We start from the raw sequence: 17,240 nt of genomic DNA on the forward strand, positions 1-17,240 counted from the left end.
CCATGTTAGCTTTTCTGCCTCCGCGCCTGCGTGCTGCTTTGCTGATCCTGCTCTGGCTGGCCGCAAGCAGCCTGGGGGGCTGGCTGGGCTATCAGGGCTTTGTCAAGATCGGTCTCGAGACCGTGGTGGCTGCCGGCAACAACCGCCTCGATCTCTATGCTGCCAGCCTGCGGCGCGAGATCGACAAATTTGCCTTTCTCCCCGATGTAGTGGCCCTGCAGCCCGAGATCCTGTCGCTGCTGCAATCGCCGGACGACGAAAGACTGCAGTCTCGCGCCAATCTCTATCTGGAGGAGTTGAGCCGTCGTGCGGGCACCCTCAGCGTCTACATGCTCGATCGCGACGGTCATGTGCTGGCTGCCAGCAATTGGCGTCGTGCCGACAGCTTTGTGGGCGAGAACCTCGGTTTCAGGCCCTATGTCCAGCAGGCATTGCGAGAAGGGCGCGGGCGCTACTTCGGCGTGGGCACCACGCGCGGCGAGCCCGGCTATTACCTGACCACTACCCTGGGGCAGGGCGAGATGCATGGCGTGGTGGTGGTCAAGGTCGGGCTGGCGCAGCTCGAGCAATCCTGGGCCAGCGCAGAGTCTCCGGTACTGGTCAGCGATGAAAATACCGTGGTCATTCTCAGCAACATGCCGGCCTGGCGCTTTGCCACCTTGCTGCCGCTGGATGAGGCAAGGCGTGCCGAGCTGGAAGCTTCGCAGAAATACAACCGCCTGAACCTGCGGCCTCTGGGCTGGCGTGGCATGAGCAGTGTCACGGGCGTCAGGCAGGTGAGCATTCCCGATGTCAAGGACGCTGCGGCAGACCAGAGCGCTGGCCGCTTTCTGGCCCAGTCCAGACCCATGGCCGGCACGCCCTGGCAGATTACCGTGCTCTCCCCCCTGAGCGTTGCCTTGCAGCTGGCGGCCAGTCGCGCCTGGGTGACGGGGGCGCTGATTGCATTGATGCTCTTGCTGGGAGCTTTGCTGTACCAGCGGCGCAGACATGTGCGTGAGCAACTGGCGGCCCAGCAAGCTCTGAAACAGGCCAACGAGGTGCTGGAAAACAAGGTGCAGCAGCGCACAGCCGATCTGCAGAGTGCCAATGTGGCGCTGCAGCAGGAGGTGATGGAGCGCATGCAGGCCGAGACCACGCTGCGCGCGGCGCAGGACGAGTTGGTACAGGCAGGCAAACTGGCCGTCATCGGTCAGCTCTCCACGGAAGTGGCCCATGAGCTGAATCAGCCCCTGGCGGCCTTGCGGGCTCTTGCCGGCAACAGTCAGCGCTTTCTGGAGCGCGGTCAGAGCGAGATGGTTCAAAGCAATCTGCAGCGCATGGCCGAGCTGACCGAGCGCATGGGGCGTATTACCGGGCAGTTGCGCAACTTTGCCCGCAAGTCCGCCGGCCAGCCCGAGCAGGTTGAACTGGCCAAGGTTGTCGATGGCGCCCTGTCCCTCATGGAGCCGCGCATTGCCCAAAGCGGCGTCATGATCGTGCGACAGCCATCGGATCTTGAGCTGAGCGCCTGGTGCGATGCCAATCGCGTACAGCAGGTGTTGATCAATCTGCTGAGCAATGCGCTGGACGCCGTGCAGGGCGGCAATACGCGGTGCGTGGAAATTGCCTGCAACCGTTGCGGTGCCTGGGCGCAGATCACGGTGCGCGATCATGGCCCCGGACTCAGCGATCAGGCGCAAGCGCGACTGTTCGAGCCTTTTTTCACGACCAAGCCCGAGGGACTGGGCCTGGGTCTGGGCCTGCCTTTGTCGGCCGAGATTGCCCAGGCCGCAGGCGGCAGCCTGACCGGCGGCAACCATCCGGAAGGCGGGGCCATCTTCACGCTGAGCCTGCCCTTGGTGGATACTCGGCCGCTGTCCTGATTGCCTGCAGCCCATGAACCCTTCCCTCAAAGTCCTGATCGTTGAAGACGATGCCGATGTCGCCATGGCCTGCGAGCAGACCATGCGCCTCGAAGGTCTGGACTGCATCTGCGTGAGCAGTGCCGAGCAGGCGCAAAAGCACCTGTCCCCGGATTTTGCCGGCATCGTGGTCAGCGACATCCGCTTGCCGCAGATGAGCGGCCTTGGGCTGCTGGCCGCCGCCCGCGTGCTGGATGCCGAACTGCCCGTGATTCTCATCACCGGGCATGGTGATATCTCCATGGCCGTGCAAGCCATGAAGGATGGCGCCGCCGATTTTCTGGAAAAGCCGTTTGCGCCCGAGCGCCTTGTGGAAGCCGTGCGCCGTGCGCTGGAGCGCCGTCGCCTGGTGCTGGAGGTGCGCAGCCTGCGCCAGCAGCTACAAAGTCGGGATGTGTTGCAGCACCAGTTGCTGGGGCGCTCGCTTCCCATGCAGCAGCTGCGCAGCACATTGCAGAGCCTCGCGGCCAGCGAGGCCGATGTGCTGATCTGGGGGGAAACGGGCACCGGCAAGGAAAGAGTCGCGCGCAGCCTGCATGAATCCAGCCGGCGCAAGAGCGGCAATTTTGTTGCCGTCAACTGCGGCGGCCTGCCGGAGACGCTGTTTGACAGCGAAATGTTCGGCAGCGAGGCCGGGGCCTTTACCGGCGCGGGCAAAAAGCGCATCGGCAAGATCGAACATGCCAGCGGCGGTACCTTGTTTCTCGACGAGATCGAAAGCATGCCCCTGCCCATGCAGGCCAAGCTGCTGCGCGTGCTGCAGGAAAGAGTGCTGGAGCGCCTGGGCTCGAATACGCTCATTCCCGTCGACTGCCGTGTGGTTGCTGCAACCAAGGTCGATTTGCTGGAACTCAGCCGTCAGGGCCTGTTTCGCTCCGATCTCTACTACCGTCTCAATGTGGTGACGGTGAACCTGCCCCCGCTGCGCGAGCGCCGCGAGGATGTTGCGCTGCTGTTCGAGCATTTCGCGTTGCAGGCCGCCGCTCGCCACCAGCGTCCCGTGGCAGAGCTGACGCCGCAGCGTCTGCAGGCATTGCTTGCCCACGACTGGCCAGGCAATGTGCGCGAGCTGCGCAACACGACCGAGCGCATCACGCTGGGGCTGGATGCCGGCCTGTCCCCGTCCGGTACGGCGCCCGAGGCAGCGGCTTCGCTTGCGGCAACCATGGAGTCCATAGAGCGTTCCCTGATTTCCGAAGCCTTGCGCAACAACGAAGGCAGCCTGACGCGCACGGCGCAGGCGCTGCACACCCCCAAGACCACGCTGCACGACAAGATTCGCAAGTACGGACTGTGATCGGGCTGTGACCGAGCCATGAGCGCGGCTGAGCAGGCTCGCCGCTGCGGGGCTTGCGCTTCGGAGCGAAACCGCGTCCCGCTACACTGAGGCATGCGTGAATTCAAGGTCATGGTCGTCGGTGCTTACGGCTTCTTCGGCAGCCGGCTGGTTGCCAGGCTGGCCAGGCAAAGCGGTTTGCACATCGTGGTGGCAGGGCGCTCTGCCTCTGCGGCGCAGGCGCTGCTTGAAAGTCTGGCCCCGGACGCTTGCTCAAGCCTGAGCCACGTAGTGGTGGACGTGATGGCGCCCGGTCTGGAGGACAGGCTCAAGATGCTGGAGGTGGACGCACTCATTCACACTTCGGGCCCGTTTCAGGGGCAGGACTACCGCGTGGCCCGAGCCTGTGCCTACGCCGGCGTCCACTATGTGGATCTGGCCGATGGGCGTGACTTTGTCTGCGGCATCGATGTGCTCGATCCGCAGGCCAAAACTGCGGGCGTGCTGCTGCTCAGCGGTGCCAGTTCGGTGCCAGCTCTGTCCTCGGCGGTCGTGGATGCGCTGGCTTCGGGCATGGCTCGCGTCAGCGATATCGACATAGGCATCAGCCCGGGCAATCGTACGGATAGAGGCCTGTCCACCGTCGCTGCCATCCTCAGCTATTGTGGCAAGCCGCTGCCTGGCTCCGGGCAGCAGCAAGCCGTGATTGGCTGGCTGCGCAGCTATGGGCATGACTATCCGGCCCCTGTTGGGCGGCGGCTGCTGTCGGCCTGCGATGTACCGGATCTCGCACTGCTACCGCTTCGCTATGAAGGCAGTCCTTCCATCAGATTCGGTGCTGGGCTTGAGTTGTCGTTCTTGCAGCGCGGGATGAATGCCATGGCCTGGCTGGCTCACAGAGGGCTGGTGCAGGACTGGTCTGCACATGCGCGCAGGCTCAAGCGCATGGCGGACTGGTTCAGGAACTGGGGCAGCGATGCAGGGGCCATGCATGTCACGGTCAGTGGCCTGGATGCAAAGGGGCAAGCCTGCCTGCGCTGCTGGGTGCTTATGGCGGGCTCGGGCGACGGGCCTTATGTTCCCACGCTGGCCGCCAGTGCGCTGGTACGCAAGCTGGCTGCGGGTGTACCGCTGGAGCCGGGCGCCAGGCCTTGCATGGGGCTGCTGACGCTGCAGGACTTTGCAGCCGAAGCGCAGGGACTGGATATTCAGATGCGGGAGCTTGCCTGATGATGCAGAGCGCCTCTTTGTTTCAGCAGGCCATGGGCGATGAGTTCTGCAAGCTCGATGTCGCCCTGCAACGCTTTCACGGCCTGCAGGGTGAGCATGAGCTTCAGGGCAGGGTGCAGACCGGCGCCCCCCGGACTCTGGCGGCCAAGCTGCTGGCGCTGGCTCTGGGCACGCCACGCGCCGCCAGCGAGGGGACGATTCATTTCGAACTGCAGGCCAGTCCCGAGGTGGAAACCTGGATTCGCATCTTCCCCTCGCAGCTCATGCGTTCAACCATGCAGTTGCACAATGGCTGCCTGATCGAGCGCCTTGGCCTGGCGCGACTGTGCTTTGCCTTGCAGGCGGTGGATGGACGGCTTCTCATGCGACTGCAGCGTTTGTATTTTCTGGGCTTCCCATGCCCGGGCTGGCTGGCACCGCGCATCGTGGCCGAAGAAACCGGAGCCGGGGAGCATATGCAATTTCGTGTCGAAGCGGCCGTCCCCCTGATTGGTGTAGTGGCCAGCTATCGTGGCTATCTATTGCTGCCCGAGGAAAAAGCATGATTGTGGTCTTTGATGCGCAATGTCTGTTGTGCAATGGCTGGGTGCAGTTCTTGCTCAAGCACGACAAGCGGGGCATTTTTCAGTTCGCCGCCATACAGGGCGAGGTCGGCGGCAAGCTGTTGGCCGATGCAGGCTTGCGCATGGAAGGTCTGCAGACCCTGCTGCTGGTGGACGGCCAGCGCTCCTGGCAGCACACGGATGCCATCCTGCGCGTGCTGCACGCACTGGGCTGGCCCTGGCGACTGACGGCAGTGATCAGGTTGATACCCGCTGCATTGCGCGATGCGCTCTACCGCATGATTGCCAGAAACCGCTATCACTGGTTTGGCAAAAGCGAGCAGTGCATGATGCCGGACCCTGCTGTGGCTGCCCGCTTTCTGGACTGAATTTCGGATGAAAACCGGTATCGCTCAGCGAATATGGAGATCAATACGATTGATGGATACGCAATCAGGCATGCTCTGCCGGCATGGGCGGAATATTCAATAGGGCTTGGTACTTTTTCTGCAGATCGCCAAAGCGTTGCAGTGTCGGCAGCACAGCTTGCATATTCAACGCCTTGTGCAGCAGCGGCAACAGCTGCATGCCGGGATGGTTCAATGACTGGCTTGGCTCGTGAAAGCAGGCTTCGCCTTTTTCATCTTCGTAATACAACTGTTCCAGTTCGCGCCAGCCCACGTAGTAGCCGTAGTCAAAGAACTCCTGAAAGTTCTCGGCAATCACCCAGCTCAATTCGTTCACGCAGGGCAGTGTCATGACGATGGGGCTGACGCTACCGGGCAGGCGCTCATCGACCAGATAGCTGTAATGAACGCTGTCGCAGCCCGTGGTTGCAAACGTCATCACATTGCGCGGCGTGCACCAACCGATGTAACTGGGTACGGGGGGATCTCCAGCCACAGGCCGCAGTCCCCAAAAACGGCTTCGGGCGACAGGCCGAACTTCGGGCCTGTGGCTGCAGCCGCGTCATACAAAGTCTGCAGCGGTGCGGGGATCTGAAAGGACCGAGTTGCATTGCGCATTGCAGCATATTAGCAACGCCGGTTAGGCGGCCCGGCGCTTACTCATTAGAATAGATCGCTTATCAGTCCTTCTTGATGCTGCTGCTCGAAGGTGCGTTGCATCTCCCAGATTCGGAGATGTGCTGTTGCGTACCTGTTTTTCTCAGCATCATGCCGCACTCTTCCGGGAAGCTTTCCCGACTGCAAAAAGCCCTGTCACGTCAGGGCATCCAGGTCTCCTACCGAGACAATATCTATCAAATCCATAACGAGCAGGCAGCAGCCACCATTTTGCTGCCCGACAGCCTGCCGCTGGAGCACAAAGCCGTTAGTCAATTGCTGGACTTCGCCTCGGTTGCCGACCCGCAAGGCCATGGCGCGGTCTGCAAAGCCTGTGCCACGCCGGACTTTCACCCCGGCAGCATTGCGCCCGTGGGGGCGGTGGTGGCCACGTCGCCAGACTTCGTGATTCCTGCGGCCATCGGCACGGACATCAACTGCGGCATACGCCTGCTGAGCACGGGCCTGACGCAGGCGCAGGCCGAGCTGCACAAAAGCACCATCGTGCAGCGGCTGACCCGCGTCATCTTGCAGAACGGGCGCGATGTACCCGTGCGCAGCGCAGGCTTCAAGGCGCTGTTTGATGAGGGCCCAGAGGCCTTTATTGAACAGTTGCCTGACGTGGGTCTATGGCAAGGTGTGAACCGCGACCGGCTGCAGGCCGAACTGGCCGAGTGCGTGGGCCTGCAAGGCTTTGCGGGACAGAGTCGCTACGCGCCTGAAGCCCTGTTGCAGGCGCGCGAGCTGCTGCGCCCGCCATCTGCTGCCGACCTGGGAAGCGGTAACCACTTTCTGGAGTTCTGCGTGGTCGATGAAATCTACGATCGTCATGCCGCCTATGCTGCGGGGCTCAAGAAGGGCGATGTCACGGTGATGATCCACACCGGCTCGCGCGATGTCGGCTTTTATGTCGGTCGCCGCTGGATGGACCTGGCCAGGCAGCAATGGCCGCAAGGTATCAAACACCCTCAGCATGGTCTGTATGGCCTGAGCGGCGTGCTGGCGCAGGACTATCTGCAAGCGATGGGCGTGGCTGCGCGCTATGCGTGGTTCAACCGCATGGCGCTGGCGGAGCTGGTGCGCAAAGAGCTGGCAGGCATTGCCGCGCCCGATGCATCGCGCCTGATTGTGGATGTGCCCCACAATGTGGTGATGACCGAGGGCGAGTTCAATGTGCACCGCAAGGGCTCCACTCCCGCGCATGACGGCCAGTGGGCGCTGATTCCGGGATCGATGGGTGATTACTCCTTTCTCGTCAAAGGTCTGGGCCATGAAGACTGGCTGCGGTCCTGCAGCCACGGAGCGGGCCGTCAGGTGCGCAGGCAGGACACGCGGCGCATGAAGCAGCCGCTGGTCGAATCCGTCTGGCAGTGCATCACCTTGCGTGAAGAGAGACTGATCGAAGAAGCGCCCAGCGCCTACAAACCCGTAGGGCCGGTGCTGCAGGCGCAGGAAGAGGCGGGGCTGATCCGTGCGAGTGTGCGGTTGAAGCCTTGGTTGACTTTCAAGGCCTGATGTTGAAGCTGCAGCCAGCGCCTGATGGCCAAGTGCTGGCAGCAAGGCTGTTCGACTATTCGGGCGTTCGAGGAAGATGGAGCGATATCGATACGTGGCAGGCAATCAGATCAGTGCTTCAAACCCGTCACGCCATGGAGATGGCTGTCTCGATTTGCTGCAATTTCACATCTTGCAGCTGCATGGCTTGTGCTTGTATCGCATGCACCGCTCTGGTCGCACTCTGTAATGCCCGGTGCGCCGGCATATAGTGCAGCTAGCAGTGCCGGTAACGAATTCGTTCACGAACCAGAGTCAGCGACCGTGTGAGATGCCGCAGTCACCTTTCGATCAATACTCGCTGCTGCAGGTCGCTCATGCCTGTGGCCACATGAGCCAACCATGAACATGACCGCCAGCTTTACTCTCGTTCCCGCCGACTTCGTTCGCCTGCAGAAAATGGTTTCGCGGCGCTGGCATCAGAAGGCAGGGATGCTTTCCTGGCCGTTCCTCTTGAGGGTTGTGGTGTGGCTCTGCATTGGCCTCGCTGGTGCAGCCTACGCGCGACTGATGCGTGAGTTTCCCGAGATCTCCCGCCCGCTGGGAGTGGTTGCCTGCCTTCTGGTCGTCGCTTTGATCGCCGTCGTGACGATGCCATACCTGTCACAGGCATCCATGCGCAAGCTCATGCTCCTGCCGGATGGAGCGTTTCTGTCGCGACAAACGGTCACGCTCTCGTCGGACGCCATCAGGGTAGCTTCGGTTCGAGGTGACACGATACTGCCGTGGTCAGGAGTGCTGGCGCTTGCCGAAGATGACGTGAACTACTATCTGTTCATCGACGCTATGCAGGCTCTGGTACTGCCTAGGGCAGCCATTGCCCCCATGGCTGCAGAGTTCGAGCAGTTCACGCGCCGTCTCAGGGCCTCTGCGATTTAAGTCTTTGTTCTTGCAGATGCTTGCGCAGTCATGACGGCAACCCGAGGCACAGGGGCCGGGCTTGCATGCGTCCAATGCCATCTTGCCCTTGTAACGGCCTGCTGCTAATTTCCTGGTGTCTGCTTCTGCTCTTGAGGCGTCAGGGCCTCGCGTCGCTGGATTTCATCCACCAGTGCCTTGAACTGGCGTCTCAACAACTGGCGCAGCACTGGCTTCCCGACCAGCGGCGGGATGGCGAAAGCCGGGACCAGGCGAGCGCTGTAAGCCAAGCGTACCCGGCCGTCGGCTTGGGTTTCCAGGGTATAGCTGCCGTCCATTTGCTTGAGATTGCCGCCTATTGCATGCGCGGCAATGCGCTGCTGTGGCCATTCGGTCACAGCCAGTCTGACCTCGATTGCCTGGCGAAAAAACAGAAACCCCAGACTGCCTTTTTGCTCCAGCAGCACCTGGTTGCCATCGCGTTGCAGCACGCGCGAACTTTGCATATCCGGCACAAAGTCGGCCAGATGCTCGTAGTCGGAAATCACGCTCCAGGCCGTAGCCAGCCTAACTTGCATGACGGCCGAGGCGTTCACGGTCATGGCCTCATTGTGCTCGGCAGTCTCTATGCGCAGCTCTTGTGCCGAAACCTGCAAACCGCCGCAGAACAGGGTCAGAGCTGCGCCGCAGGCACCGACAAGCCCTGTTCTCATGACAGGGATTCCTGCTTCAAAGGTGGAGCGGCGCGTACTTCGAAGTTCAACTCGAGCCTGTCGCGGACCTGGATTGCACCGCCCAGGATGGACAAAGGCGTGATGCCAAAACTCGATTGATCGATGCTCAGCGAGCCGCTGATATGGAATTCGCTCGGCGTCCTCCTGATTCGGGCCGGTACGCTCAGGCTGCGTGTAACGCCGTGAAGAGTGAGTTCCAGGGCCAGCAATACATCGCCGTCCGCTTCGGGGGAAGCATGTGCCTGGATAAGTGCAAATGGATGGAGCGAGGTTTGCAGCAGCTTGTTCAGCATATTGGCACGGGTCGCTTCAATATCGGCTGCGCTGGGCTGGGTGTCCAGAGCCGCCTTGGCGCGCAAAGCGGGGTCGTCGACCGATAGCCTGTCCAGCGCCACATAGAGATCGGCCCGGCCAAGCCGGGGGGCCACATAGCCTTGCAGCTCATGGCTGGCAATCACATGGTCGTGCCCCAGTCTGGCCAGAGCGCCAGCGCGTCGAACGGTGATCGAGACCAGGGAATGCGAGGAATCGATCTGAAGCACCGACTGGCCCCGTGCAGCAGCATCGGCATAGAAGGCCGCAGGAAAGTCCGCAGGCCTTGCCGTCGGGCCGGGAGGCTGGGCTGGCTCGATGCCTGGTTGCGAGCAGCCTGTGATCAGAGCCAGCAGGACTGCAATCAGCTGTCTGCGCAATGTCATGGCAACTCGCGCAGCTGGATGCGAAATTTCACTGTCACGGCGTCTCCCACGGCATTGCTGCTCTTCCACTCTCCTGTGCCGATATCAAATATCGAGCGATGGGTAACGAATTCGCCTTCCATGCGGCGTTCCTCGGGCTTCCAGCTGAAGGGCAGCACAAGCGGCTGTCTGCGGCCTTTGAGCAGCAGGGTGCCACGTGCCAGATAGCGGGCTGCGCCGGGGGCGTCAAGAATCTCCCTGGCATCAAAGACTGCCTCGGGATAACGCACAAAGTCAAACCAGTCCTTGCCGGCAATGGCCTGGTTGATGTCCGGATTGGCCATGTCGGCGCTGCTGATGCGAATGAGGACATTCAGCCTGTTGCTGTCTGGCTTTTGAGGGTCGAAGTCAAAGCGAACCCGGAAGTCTTTGAACACGCCGGTGACCGGCGTTTGCTCGAAAGTGGCGGTGAATTCCAGTCGGTTATCGCCACCGGGCTTGAGCTCCCACGAGGTGGCATGAGCTGCAGTGGCGCAGAGCGTGGCGAGCAGGGCGGCGAGGCAGCAAACGGTATTGCGCATCTGGATGACCTCCGGCAAACAGCATTTTGCCGGGTTGGCCGCTGCTCTGTGAGGGATGATGCGTCATTCCCGTGCAAGCTGCATCGATTGCAGCCCACGAGTTACTGCTTGTTGCTTCAGGCTTTTTTCTCGCGCGGCACCCGGCCCATCAGATAGAACTCGGGATTGGGCTGCATGCCCGCGAAGCTGGCCATCCGGTTGGACAGTCCGAAGAAGGCCGTAATGGCCGCAATGTCCCAGATATCCTCGTCGTCAAAACCGTGAGGGTACAAGGCTTCGTAGTCGGCATCGTCGATTTCGGCACTGTGCAGACAGACCTTCATGGCAAAGTCCAGCATGGCCCGCTCGCGCGGGCTGATGTCGGCCTTGCGGTAATTGACCGCCACCTGGTCGGCAATCAGCGGCTTTTTCTCATAGATGCGCAAGATGGCGCCATGAGCCACCACGCAATACAGGCACTGATTGGCAGCGCTGGTGGCTGTGACGATCATTTCGCGCTCGCCCTTGCTGAGACTGCCGTCCTCCTTGAGCATCAGCGCATCGTGGTAGGCAAAGAAGGCGCGCCACTCGGCCGGCCGGCGCGCAAAGGCCAGAAAAACATTGGGAATAAAGCCCGACTTTTGCTGTACCTCGGCGATGCGCTGCCTGATGTCTTCAGGCAGGCTGTTCAGATCGGGAAAGGGGTAGCGGCTTTTCATGGTGCCTGTCTCCTTTGGAGTTTTGCTGATATGTGCCAACCATGACAAGCATGGCACGGGTGGGCGCTCCAAAGCTGTCGTTTGCGTTGCAGATGCTGCTATTGCGGCATTGGGCCTGTCAGGCTTTTCCCGTCAGATGCTGGCATCCATCAGATTCGACGTGGCCGGTGTGCCGGTGGCGATCAGCAGCAGGCCCAGGACAAGCAGTACGCAGCCCAGACTGCGATCTACCCAGGGACGTATGGCTTGAACCTTGGGCTGGAGCACCGGGGCCGAGAAGAAACAGGCTACCAGCGCAAACCACAGCACGTGGGCCATGGCGACGAAAAGGCCGTAGGCCAACTGGGTGGGCATGGGCACGGCAGGGCCGACGATTTGCATGAACAGGCTGAGGATGAAGAGCGCTGTCTTGGGATTGAGTGCATTGGTCAGAAAGCCCAGGACAAAAAGCGAGCGGCCTGGCGCATGGCCTTTGCGTGCATTGCGCTGGCCGGGTTCGGCGCTGGACCGGGAATCTGGCAGATCGTCATTTGCACGGCTGGCGTCGCGCCAGAGACAAATTCCGAGCCATACCAGATAGGCTGCGCCCGCATATTTGAGCAGATTGAAAAGCCAGGGCAGTCCTTGCAGGACCATACCCAGTCCCAGCAGGGTGTAGGCCACATGGATCAGAACGCCACAGCCGATGCCCAGCGCCACCCAGAGACCCGCACGGCGCGATTCCATCAGGCTGGTGCGGGTGACCATGGCGAAATCGGCGCCGGGGCTGATGACGGCGAGAGAGGTAACGAGAATCACGGTGGGCCAGGCGTTCATACTGTGTATTGCTTGAGTTCAAATATCTGTTTGTGAGATGGCTCTGTTGCACGAGAATGGCAAGCAGTGCTCTACAGCTAAGAACTCTAGGGCGGTCAAAGTTTTTTGAATAACGATGATTTCTCAAGAAAATAGTGATTCAAACTCACATATTTCTGCTGGCGGTCCACCACGAATGCCTTCGCTGGTCGCTTTACGCTGTTTTGAAGCGGCAGCGCGGCTGGAGAGCTTCAGCCGCGCTGCCGATGAGCTGCACCTGACCCATGGAGCTATCAGCCGCGCGGTGCGCTCGGTGGAGGATGAGTTGGGGGCGCAGCTGTTTGAGCGCCGCAATCGCCGTGTCTTTCTCAATGTTGCGGGGAGGCTGTTGTTCGACGGAGTGCATGCCGGTCTGAGCCAGATGGCACGTGCGGCCGAGGCGGTGCGGCAGCAGGTGGCAGGCAGGCCGCTGCTGCTGTCCTGCGAGCCCACGTTGCTGATGCGCTGGCTGATTCCGCGCTGGGGCGACTTCCAGGCGCGCTACCCGCAGCACACCGTGCATCTGGTTGCGGGCGGTGGCGCCGTGGAATGGGGGCGCGGCATCGATCTGGCCATTCGGCGCAACGACTTTGACTGGGGGCCCAATGTCCAAATGCAGCCCTTGTGCGCAGAGCGCATGGGGCCGGTCTGCCATCCGGACAGTCTGGCGCAGTTCTTTGCGTTGCAGTCCGATGGCGGCCTTGCGCTTCGTGGCGATGCAACGCTCTTGCATAGCAAGACGCGTCCCAAGGCCTGGGAGGATTGGTGGAAAACCCAGCCAGATCAGCCTCCCACCCAGATCCGGCAGGCGCAAACAGGCGGTGATCTGGTGCTTGAGCATTTCTACCTGAGCTTGCAGGCCGCAGCAGCGGGCCTGGGTGTAGCCTTGGGCCCGCAACTGCTGGTGGGGGACGATATCGCCGCCGGCCGGCTGGTGGCGCCGCTGGGCTTTGTACCCGATGGCTCGCAATACTGTCTGCTGGCCGTACAGAGTTGGGAGGCGGGCTCGGTGCAGCAGCTTCTGGTCGACTGGATTCAGCTGCAGATGCAAGGCTGAACGCAGACGGATATCCCACGCGGTTCAGCGCAGGCTGAGCGTCTCTTGCTTTGCAACACAGTTGCCAGCAATCTTCTCCCCATTGAACAGCTTGCGTGCGAACAGGCGCGAGTTGGGGAAGGAGCTGTTGACGGTCGGCGAATGGTCCATGCCCGGGTAGGTGTGGGCTTCAACCACCGTGCCGGCCTCGCAGCTTTGCTCGGCCAGGTCCTGCTGAAATTTGGTCGGTGCGTCCCTGTCCGCGCCTCCTATGCCAAAGAACACGGGCGTGGCGATCTTCAGCGTGGGAAACTGGCCTTTGCTGAAAGGTTGAGCGTAATAGCTCATGAAGTCCGACTTGAAGGTGTTGCTCCAGCTTAACTGCTCTTTTTTCACCACATCGAACATCTGCTGCACACAGGTGGTTTCGGCGGCTTTCATGGCGCCAAGGCCTTTTTCGCTCAGCACCTGTTCGGCTGGCAAGCGCGGCTTGGACTGGTTGGCTACCGCCGCGATGTAAAGAATGTAGGCAATGGACGGGTCCGTGCTTTCCTGCTCGGCAGGGCTTGAGCGGTAGGCGATCTTGCCGTCCTTGCTGGGCCTGCCGGAGTGGGGTGTACCGGTGGCGATCGTGCCCAGAATCTTCAGCTCCGGGGCGTAGTCTGGGGCAAAGCCGGCAGTCGCAAATGCGGCAGCCGCCCCCTGGGACTGGCCCACGATGACTATCTTGTTGCCGAGTGGAAGCTCTTTGGTGTTGAGAGTCGCGCGCAGCGAGTCCAGCGTGGCATAGGCCGCAGCGCGGCTGTGCAGATAGGCATGAGGGCCGGGCGTTCCCAGGCCCTGGTAGTCGGTTGCGACAATGGCATAGCCCTCCTTGAGCCAGTTGTTGAGATATTGCGCATCGCGCTCCGAGCGTGGGTTGCGGGAGGGGGCGCAGCTGTCGCCGATGCCTACGGTGCCGTGCGCCCAGGCTATTACCGGCCAGCCACCGGCAGGCGGCAGCCCCTTGGGCAGAAAGATGACTCCCGAGGTCGTGAGCTGAGACGCCTGGTCGTTGCCTGCGGCCGTTCCATCGGTTGATGAGTACCAGATGGCATAGGCCTTGTCGGCATCTGCCAGGCTGAAGGCCGGGGCTAGCGGCTCGATAGCCAGCATTTGTCCCGCAGAGCCTGTCGTCATTTTGGAAGACACCTGGGTCTGCGCGAAGCCAGTCGGCCAGCTGGACAGAATCAGCGTGCTCAGGGTGGCAATGGCTGCGGCGCGTCGCAGTCCTGTGGGTACGAGGGGCATAGTAGTCTCCATTTGTTGTGCGGCGGCCTCCAAGGGAGTGCCTGAGACCAGTTTGCAGCGGGACTCTCGCCAGCTGAATCGTCCAAATGGAGTGGGTGTAAACACAGTGGCAGCCTGCTTATTGGCTGACAATGCGGTCTGTTGAAAAGCAATGGATACGCGATGAGCAACGACGCACAAACCACCGACTGGGCTGCCTGGAGCCGTGAGGCCGTTGAAATGATGCAGGCCCGCAATGCAGACTGGCCGCTGGAATTTGGCTTGCAGGGCAGCCCCAGCTACCGCTGGGATCTGGACCGCGCCCTGCTGGCGCTGGAAGCTCCGCTGCATGAGGTGATCGCTACGGTCTGCCTTGTGGGCACCAGTAGCGAGCAGGACGGCAGCTTTGTCTGGAGCTGGGCCAACGAAGCCATTCCCAAGCAGCATGGCCAAGCGCTGGAAGTCGTGCATGAGTTCGGCCGACAGAACCAGCTGGCATTGCTGACCACGGCCCGGATTCCCGGCGGCCGTCCAGAGGCCATGGAGTGCATGTGCATTGCCGCTCGCCTGCAGCGCGCCGTAGGCACCTTCATCGACCAGCAGGGCGATGTAACCCTGTATTTCACCTTGCTGCACCTGCAGGTGGCGGTCGAGCAGCAGCAGCCGGCCAATTGAAAGCCGCGTACAGGATTGTTGACAGAATGCGGGCGGGGTCGCCTATAGACTGACACCCTCAAAAATCTGAAAAGGTCACCCCATGAAAACGATGTTTGCTTTGGCCGCAGCCATGTTTGTGCTGAGCGGCTGCGCTGTCTATGACAGCCGTGGCGGATACTACGACGATGGCTACAAAAAGCCTCACCCCCACGGCTGCCCACCGGGCCAGGCCAAGAAAGGCAATTGCTGAAATTGCCCGCTCGGAAACCCGCCCAAAGCGGGTTTTTCTTTGCTATCTACAGCTCGTCCGGCTTGAGCCAGCCAATGCGGCCCTGACCGTTTTCATTGAGTGCGCTGACAAATTCGGCGGCGTCGGGCTCAGGCATCTGCAGCTTGAAGCTCACCAGACTGCCGTGATCGACCTCCAGCAGTTCGGCACCCGCCGCATCGGCCATGCGCCGCACCAGGCCCTCCAGCGGATAGGGAGCCGTGCATTGCAGGATCTGCATGCGCTGAATGGCGACTTTTTCGGCCTGCAGCAAGGCCTGTGCCACGGCGTCGGTATAGGCGCGCACCAGTCCGCCTGCACCGAGCTTGACGCCACCAAAATAGCGCACCACGGTGGCCAGCACGCCCTCCAGATCCTGATGGCGCAGCACGTCCAGCATGGGGCGACCGGCCGTGCCGCTGGGCTCGCCATCATCCACCGCCGCCGATTGTCCGCCCGCCAGCAAGGCCCAGCAGACATGGGCGGCGCCCGGGTGCTCGCGCCAGAGTGCATCCACCACGGCCTGCGCGCTGGAGCGGTCCGTCATCGGCTGAACGCAGCCGATGAAGCGGCTTTTCTTGATGATCAGTTCACTGGAGACGGGAGCACGAAGAGTCTGAGGCATAGCGGCGGCAGCATAACCGCAAAGTCGGGGCCGAGCAGCGTTGCGGTACATGGGCCGGGTAGCGGCAGTTGTGACCTATCCATGACATGACGACGCGGCTTGTGGGGGTTGCTCGACAGTGTCCTTAAGCCAATTCCTACAATTTCGGCAAGCCTCGAGCCTTAAGCTTTGAGCAAAGGAGGCCGTCATGAACAATCCGCATCCACAGTCCCTGAGCGAACATACTTTTGGTCGCGAGCATTTCACGCCGCCTCCGCTGGCGCAGGAGCTGGCAGAGCCCCAGGCTCTGCAGGCTGCGGCACCCGAAGATGAATGGGAGTTGCTGCAGCGCATACGCAATGTGGGCGAATGGTAGGCCCGGGCGCATTTTCTGTCTCAAGCCAGACCGGCCGCTCCTGAAAGGGAGAGCCGGTTTTTCCTGTCCGCGGCCACGATACAGCGGCGAGAATCGCAGCCATGACTGCTAGCCCTGCGCCGTTTCCCGATTCTTCGCACTGGATGCTGCTGCCGGCTGCCGCGCAGGCAGCGCAACTGCCCGTGGCCCTGGCCGATGTGACGGCCATGATGGAAAGAGTGGGGCGCAGCAGCAGCGATGCCGTGGCCGAGCAGATCCTGCAGCTGCTGGGGCGCCATGTGCCGCTGGCGCAGTGCACGATATTCTCCTTCCAGGGCATGGCCAGGCCGCGCGTGGTGGGCATGGGCGACAGGGCGCGCACGGGGGCGCTGCCCATGATTTCCCAGGATTACAGCGAGCGCTTTTATCCGCTCGATGGTTCGCAGCGCGTGATGCAGGCCGAGCTGGCGCGCCTTGCCAGGGACCCGCATGCCAGGCCGCGCGTCTGGCTGCATCGCCAGGGGCCGCACGATGTACAGCACCCCGAGTACCGCCATGTCTGCTATGAGCTGCCGCGCATTGCCGAGCGGCTGTCGCTGCTGATGCTGCAGGAAAACGCGCGCTGGCTTTCCGTGAACCTGTATCGAGGCGAGGAGCATGGCTGCTTCGACGCCGCAGCCATTGCCCGGATCGAGGCCTTTGCACCCCTGGTCATGCAGGCCATGCGTCTGCATTACGCGGGGCAGACGCTGCAGGACGACCTGGTCGGGCTGGTGCTGGCGCGACTGGCAAGGCGCTTCGAGCAGCTGACGCCGCGCGACCTCGACGTGGTGAGGGCACTGGCCCAGGGCCTGGATGCCGATGCGCTGGCGCAGCGCCTGGGCATTACCGTCAGCAGCGCGCGCACCTATGTCAAACGCGTCTGCGCCAAGCTGGGCGTGCAGGGGCAGCGCGAGCTGTTTGCGCTGCTGATGGAGCCCGCTGAAGCTGTCGATGGTCAACTTTGATAGCTGCTTGGGGTTGACCTGTAAAGGCGGGAGGCTGATTCGACTTGAGTATCGGTTGCCGGTCGGCATTGTCTCCATCTGGTGACATCGGC

General features: G+C 61.8%; 20 protein-coding genes. 12 read left to right on the top strand and 8 right to left on the bottom strand.

From position 1 onward, the window contains the following. Positions 1-2 precede the first annotated feature (2 nt). The 5 genes from ACWGXF_RS16140 (at position 3) to ACWGXF_RS16160 (ending at position 5,341) form a co-directional block, all read left to right on the top strand. A complete protein-coding gene (locus ACWGXF_RS16140; protein WP_256630589.1) occupies positions 3-1,865 on the top strand; it encodes a sensor histidine kinase in 1,863 nt (620 codons plus the stop codon). Positions 1,866-1,878: 13 nt separating this feature from the next. Continuing rightward, positions 1,879-3,201 carry a sigma-54-dependent transcriptional regulator gene (locus ACWGXF_RS16145; protein WP_054075624.1) on the top strand — a complete coding sequence of 441 codons (1,323 nt, stop codon included), beginning with the start codon at positions 1,879-1,881 and terminating at the stop codon, positions 3,199-3,201. 93 nt (positions 3,202-3,294) lie between these two features. Then, positions 3,295-4,410, top strand: a complete 1,116-nt coding sequence (locus ACWGXF_RS16150) for a saccharopine dehydrogenase family protein (protein WP_256630588.1) — start codon at positions 3,295-3,297, stop codon at positions 4,408-4,410. Then, positions 4,410-4,955: a DUF4166 domain-containing protein gene (locus tag ACWGXF_RS16155; RefSeq protein WP_256630587.1), complete on the top strand. Its 546-nt coding sequence runs from the start codon at positions 4,410-4,412 to the stop codon at positions 4,953-4,955. Before ACWGXF_RS16150 ends, ACWGXF_RS16155 begins: the two co-directional genes overlap by 1 nt. Further along, entirely contained in the window at positions 4,952-5,341 is a 390-nt protein-coding gene (locus ACWGXF_RS16160) for a thiol-disulfide oxidoreductase DCC family protein (protein WP_087864562.1), read from the top strand. Before ACWGXF_RS16155 ends, ACWGXF_RS16160 begins: the two co-directional genes overlap by 4 nt. A 64-nt stretch (positions 5,342-5,405) precedes the next feature. On the opposite strand, the gene ACWGXF_RS16165 is transcribed toward ACWGXF_RS16160, so the two are convergent. Further along, positions 5,406-5,855: a hypothetical protein gene (locus ACWGXF_RS16165; protein WP_452102105.1), complete on the bottom strand. Its 450-nt coding sequence runs from the start codon at positions 5,853-5,855 to the stop codon at positions 5,406-5,408. Between the two features lie 197 nt (positions 5,856-6,052). Here ACWGXF_RS16165 and ACWGXF_RS16170 point away from each other — a divergent pair, with 197 nt between their 5' ends. Both ACWGXF_RS16170 and ACWGXF_RS16175 read left to right on the top strand, forming a co-directional pair. Continuing rightward, positions 6,053-7,531 (top strand): RtcB family protein, encoded by a 1,479-nt coding sequence (locus ACWGXF_RS16170; RefSeq protein ID WP_370466603.1) that lies wholly within the window; start codon positions 6,053-6,055, stop codon positions 7,529-7,531. 381 nt (positions 7,532-7,912) lie between these two features. Continuing rightward, entirely contained in the window at positions 7,913-8,449 is a 537-nt protein-coding gene (locus ACWGXF_RS16175) for a YcxB family protein (protein WP_054075629.1), read from the top strand. A 104-nt stretch (positions 8,450-8,553) separates the two neighbouring features. Here the strand turns inward: ACWGXF_RS16175 and ACWGXF_RS16180 are convergent, their stop codons facing one another. From ACWGXF_RS16180 to ACWGXF_RS16200, 5 genes are all read right to left on the bottom strand, one after another. Then, complete coding sequence (locus tag ACWGXF_RS16180) at positions 8,554-9,141, bottom strand: SRPBCC family protein (RefSeq protein WP_256630584.1); 588 nt, start codon at positions 9,139-9,141, stop codon at positions 8,554-8,556. After that, complete coding sequence (locus ACWGXF_RS16185; RefSeq protein ID WP_256630583.1) at positions 9,138-9,860, bottom strand: YceI family protein; 723 nt, start codon at positions 9,858-9,860, stop codon at positions 9,138-9,140. The genes ACWGXF_RS16180 and ACWGXF_RS16185 overlap by 4 nt, the downstream gene beginning before the upstream one ends. Continuing rightward, complete coding sequence (locus ACWGXF_RS16190) at positions 9,857-10,420, bottom strand: YceI family protein (RefSeq protein WP_256630582.1); 564 nt, start codon at positions 10,418-10,420, stop codon at positions 9,857-9,859. Before ACWGXF_RS16190 ends, ACWGXF_RS16185 begins: the two co-directional genes overlap by 4 nt. A 116-nt stretch (positions 10,421-10,536) precedes the next feature. Continuing rightward, a complete protein-coding gene (locus ACWGXF_RS16195; protein ID WP_012838418.1) occupies positions 10,537-11,118 on the bottom strand; it encodes a peroxidase-related enzyme in 582 nt (193 codons plus the stop codon). A 132-nt stretch (positions 11,119-11,250) separates the two neighbouring features. After that, positions 11,251-11,934 (bottom strand): LysE family translocator, encoded by a 684-nt coding sequence (locus ACWGXF_RS16200; protein ID WP_452102106.1) that lies wholly within the window; start codon positions 11,932-11,934, stop codon positions 11,251-11,253. Between the two features lie 175 nt (positions 11,935-12,109). Here ACWGXF_RS16200 and ACWGXF_RS16205 point away from each other — a divergent pair, with 175 nt between their 5' ends. Further along, entirely contained in the window at positions 12,110-13,009 is a 900-nt protein-coding gene (locus tag ACWGXF_RS16205) for a LysR substrate-binding domain-containing protein (RefSeq protein ID WP_452102107.1), read from the top strand. 24 nt (positions 13,010-13,033) lie between these two features. Here the strand turns inward: ACWGXF_RS16205 and ACWGXF_RS16210 are convergent, their stop codons facing one another. Beyond that, positions 13,034-14,278 carry an alpha/beta fold hydrolase gene (locus ACWGXF_RS16210; protein WP_452102108.1) on the bottom strand — a complete coding sequence of 415 codons (1,245 nt, stop codon included), beginning with the start codon at positions 14,276-14,278 and terminating at the stop codon, positions 13,034-13,036. Positions 14,279-14,440: 162 nt separating this feature from the next. On the opposite strand from ACWGXF_RS16210, the gene ACWGXF_RS16215 reads away from it, so the two are divergent. Further along, positions 14,441-14,932, top strand: a complete 492-nt coding sequence (locus tag ACWGXF_RS16215) for a DUF6882 domain-containing protein (RefSeq protein ID WP_452102109.1) — start codon at positions 14,441-14,443, stop codon at positions 14,930-14,932. A gap of 82 nt (positions 14,933-15,014) precedes the next feature. After that, entirely contained in the window at positions 15,015-15,164 is a 150-nt protein-coding gene (locus ACWGXF_RS16220; protein ID WP_003064948.1) for a hypothetical protein, read from the top strand. A gap of 46 nt (positions 15,165-15,210) precedes the next feature. Here the strand turns inward: ACWGXF_RS16220 and ACWGXF_RS16225 are convergent, their stop codons facing one another. Continuing rightward, on the bottom strand, positions 15,211-15,807 hold the full coding sequence (locus tag ACWGXF_RS16225; protein ID WP_003064949.1) for an IMPACT family protein: 597 nt from the start codon (positions 15,805-15,807) through the stop codon (positions 15,211-15,213). A 187-nt stretch (positions 15,808-15,994) separates the two neighbouring features. On the opposite strand from ACWGXF_RS16225, the gene ACWGXF_RS16230 reads away from it, so the two are divergent. Both ACWGXF_RS16230 and ACWGXF_RS16235 read left to right on the top strand, forming a co-directional pair. After that, entirely contained in the window at positions 15,995-16,162 is a 168-nt protein-coding gene (locus ACWGXF_RS16230) for a hypothetical protein (protein ID WP_003064951.1), read from the top strand. 101 nt (positions 16,163-16,263) lie between these two features. Then, the gene (locus tag ACWGXF_RS16235; RefSeq protein WP_034355483.1) at positions 16,264-17,148 is read left to right on the top strand and encodes a helix-turn-helix transcriptional regulator; all 885 of its coding nucleotides are present in this window, start codon (positions 16,264-16,266) and stop codon (positions 17,146-17,148) included. The last annotated feature ends 92 nt before the right edge of the window (positions 17,149-17,240 follow it).

Source organism: Comamonas sp. HJ-2 (assembly GCF_053615495.1).

Bases quoted from the DNA above. Each gene is read 5' to 3' on its own strand.
- ACWGXF_RS16180 (WP_256630584.1), bottom strand. From the start codon at position 9,141: ATGAGAACAGGGCTTGTCGGTGCCTGCGGCGCAGCTCTGACCCTGTTC.
- ACWGXF_RS16150 (WP_256630588.1), top strand. From the start codon at position 3,295: ATGCGTGAATTCAAGGTCATGGTCGTCGGTGCTTACGGCTTCTTCGGC.
- ACWGXF_RS16220 (WP_003064948.1), top strand. From the start codon at position 15,015: ATGAAAACGATGTTTGCTTTGGCCGCAGCCATGTTTGTGCTGAGCGGC.
- ACWGXF_RS16205 (WP_452102107.1), top strand. From the start codon at position 12,110: ATGCCTTCGCTGGTCGCTTTACGCTGTTTTGAAGCGGCAGCGCGGCTG.
- ACWGXF_RS16195 (WP_012838418.1), bottom strand. From the start codon at position 11,118: ATGAAAAGCCGCTACCCCTTTCCCGATCTGAACAGCCTGCCTGAAGAC.
- ACWGXF_RS16200 (WP_452102106.1), bottom strand. From the start codon at position 11,934: ATGAACGCCTGGCCCACCGTGATTCTCGTTACCTCTCTCGCCGTCATC.
- ACWGXF_RS16155 (WP_256630587.1), top strand. From the start codon at position 4,410: ATGATGCAGAGCGCCTCTTTGTTTCAGCAGGCCATGGGCGATGAGTTC.
- ACWGXF_RS16140 (WP_256630589.1), top strand. From the start codon at position 3: ATGTTAGCTTTTCTGCCTCCGCGCCTGCGTGCTGCTTTGCTGATCCTG.
- ACWGXF_RS16210 (WP_452102108.1), bottom strand. From the start codon at position 14,278: ATGCCCCTCGTACCCACAGGACTGCGACGCGCCGCAGCCATTGCCACC.
- ACWGXF_RS16230 (WP_003064951.1), top strand. From the start codon at position 15,995: ATGAACAATCCGCATCCACAGTCCCTGAGCGAACATACTTTTGGTCGC.
- ACWGXF_RS16145 (WP_054075624.1), top strand. From the start codon at position 1,879: ATGAACCCTTCCCTCAAAGTCCTGATCGTTGAAGACGATGCCGATGTC.
- ACWGXF_RS16225 (WP_003064949.1), bottom strand. From the start codon at position 15,807: ATGCCTCAGACTCTTCGTGCTCCCGTCTCCAGTGAACTGATCATCAAG.
- ACWGXF_RS16235 (WP_034355483.1), top strand. From the start codon at position 16,264: ATGACTGCTAGCCCTGCGCCGTTTCCCGATTCTTCGCACTGGATGCTG.
- ACWGXF_RS16160 (WP_087864562.1), top strand. From the start codon at position 4,952: ATGATTGTGGTCTTTGATGCGCAATGTCTGTTGTGCAATGGCTGGGTG.
- ACWGXF_RS16185 (WP_256630583.1), bottom strand. From the start codon at position 9,860: ATGACATTGCGCAGACAGCTGATTGCAGTCCTGCTGGCTCTGATCACA.
- ACWGXF_RS16190 (WP_256630582.1), bottom strand. From the start codon at position 10,420: ATGCGCAATACCGTTTGCTGCCTCGCCGCCCTGCTCGCCACGCTCTGC.
- ACWGXF_RS16170 (WP_370466603.1), top strand. From the start codon at position 6,053: ATGCTGCTGCTCGAAGGTGCGTTGCATCTCCCAGATTCGGAGATGTGC.
- ACWGXF_RS16175 (WP_054075629.1), top strand. From the start codon at position 7,913: ATGAACATGACCGCCAGCTTTACTCTCGTTCCCGCCGACTTCGTTCGC.
- ACWGXF_RS16215 (WP_452102109.1), top strand. From the start codon at position 14,441: ATGAGCAACGACGCACAAACCACCGACTGGGCTGCCTGGAGCCGTGAG.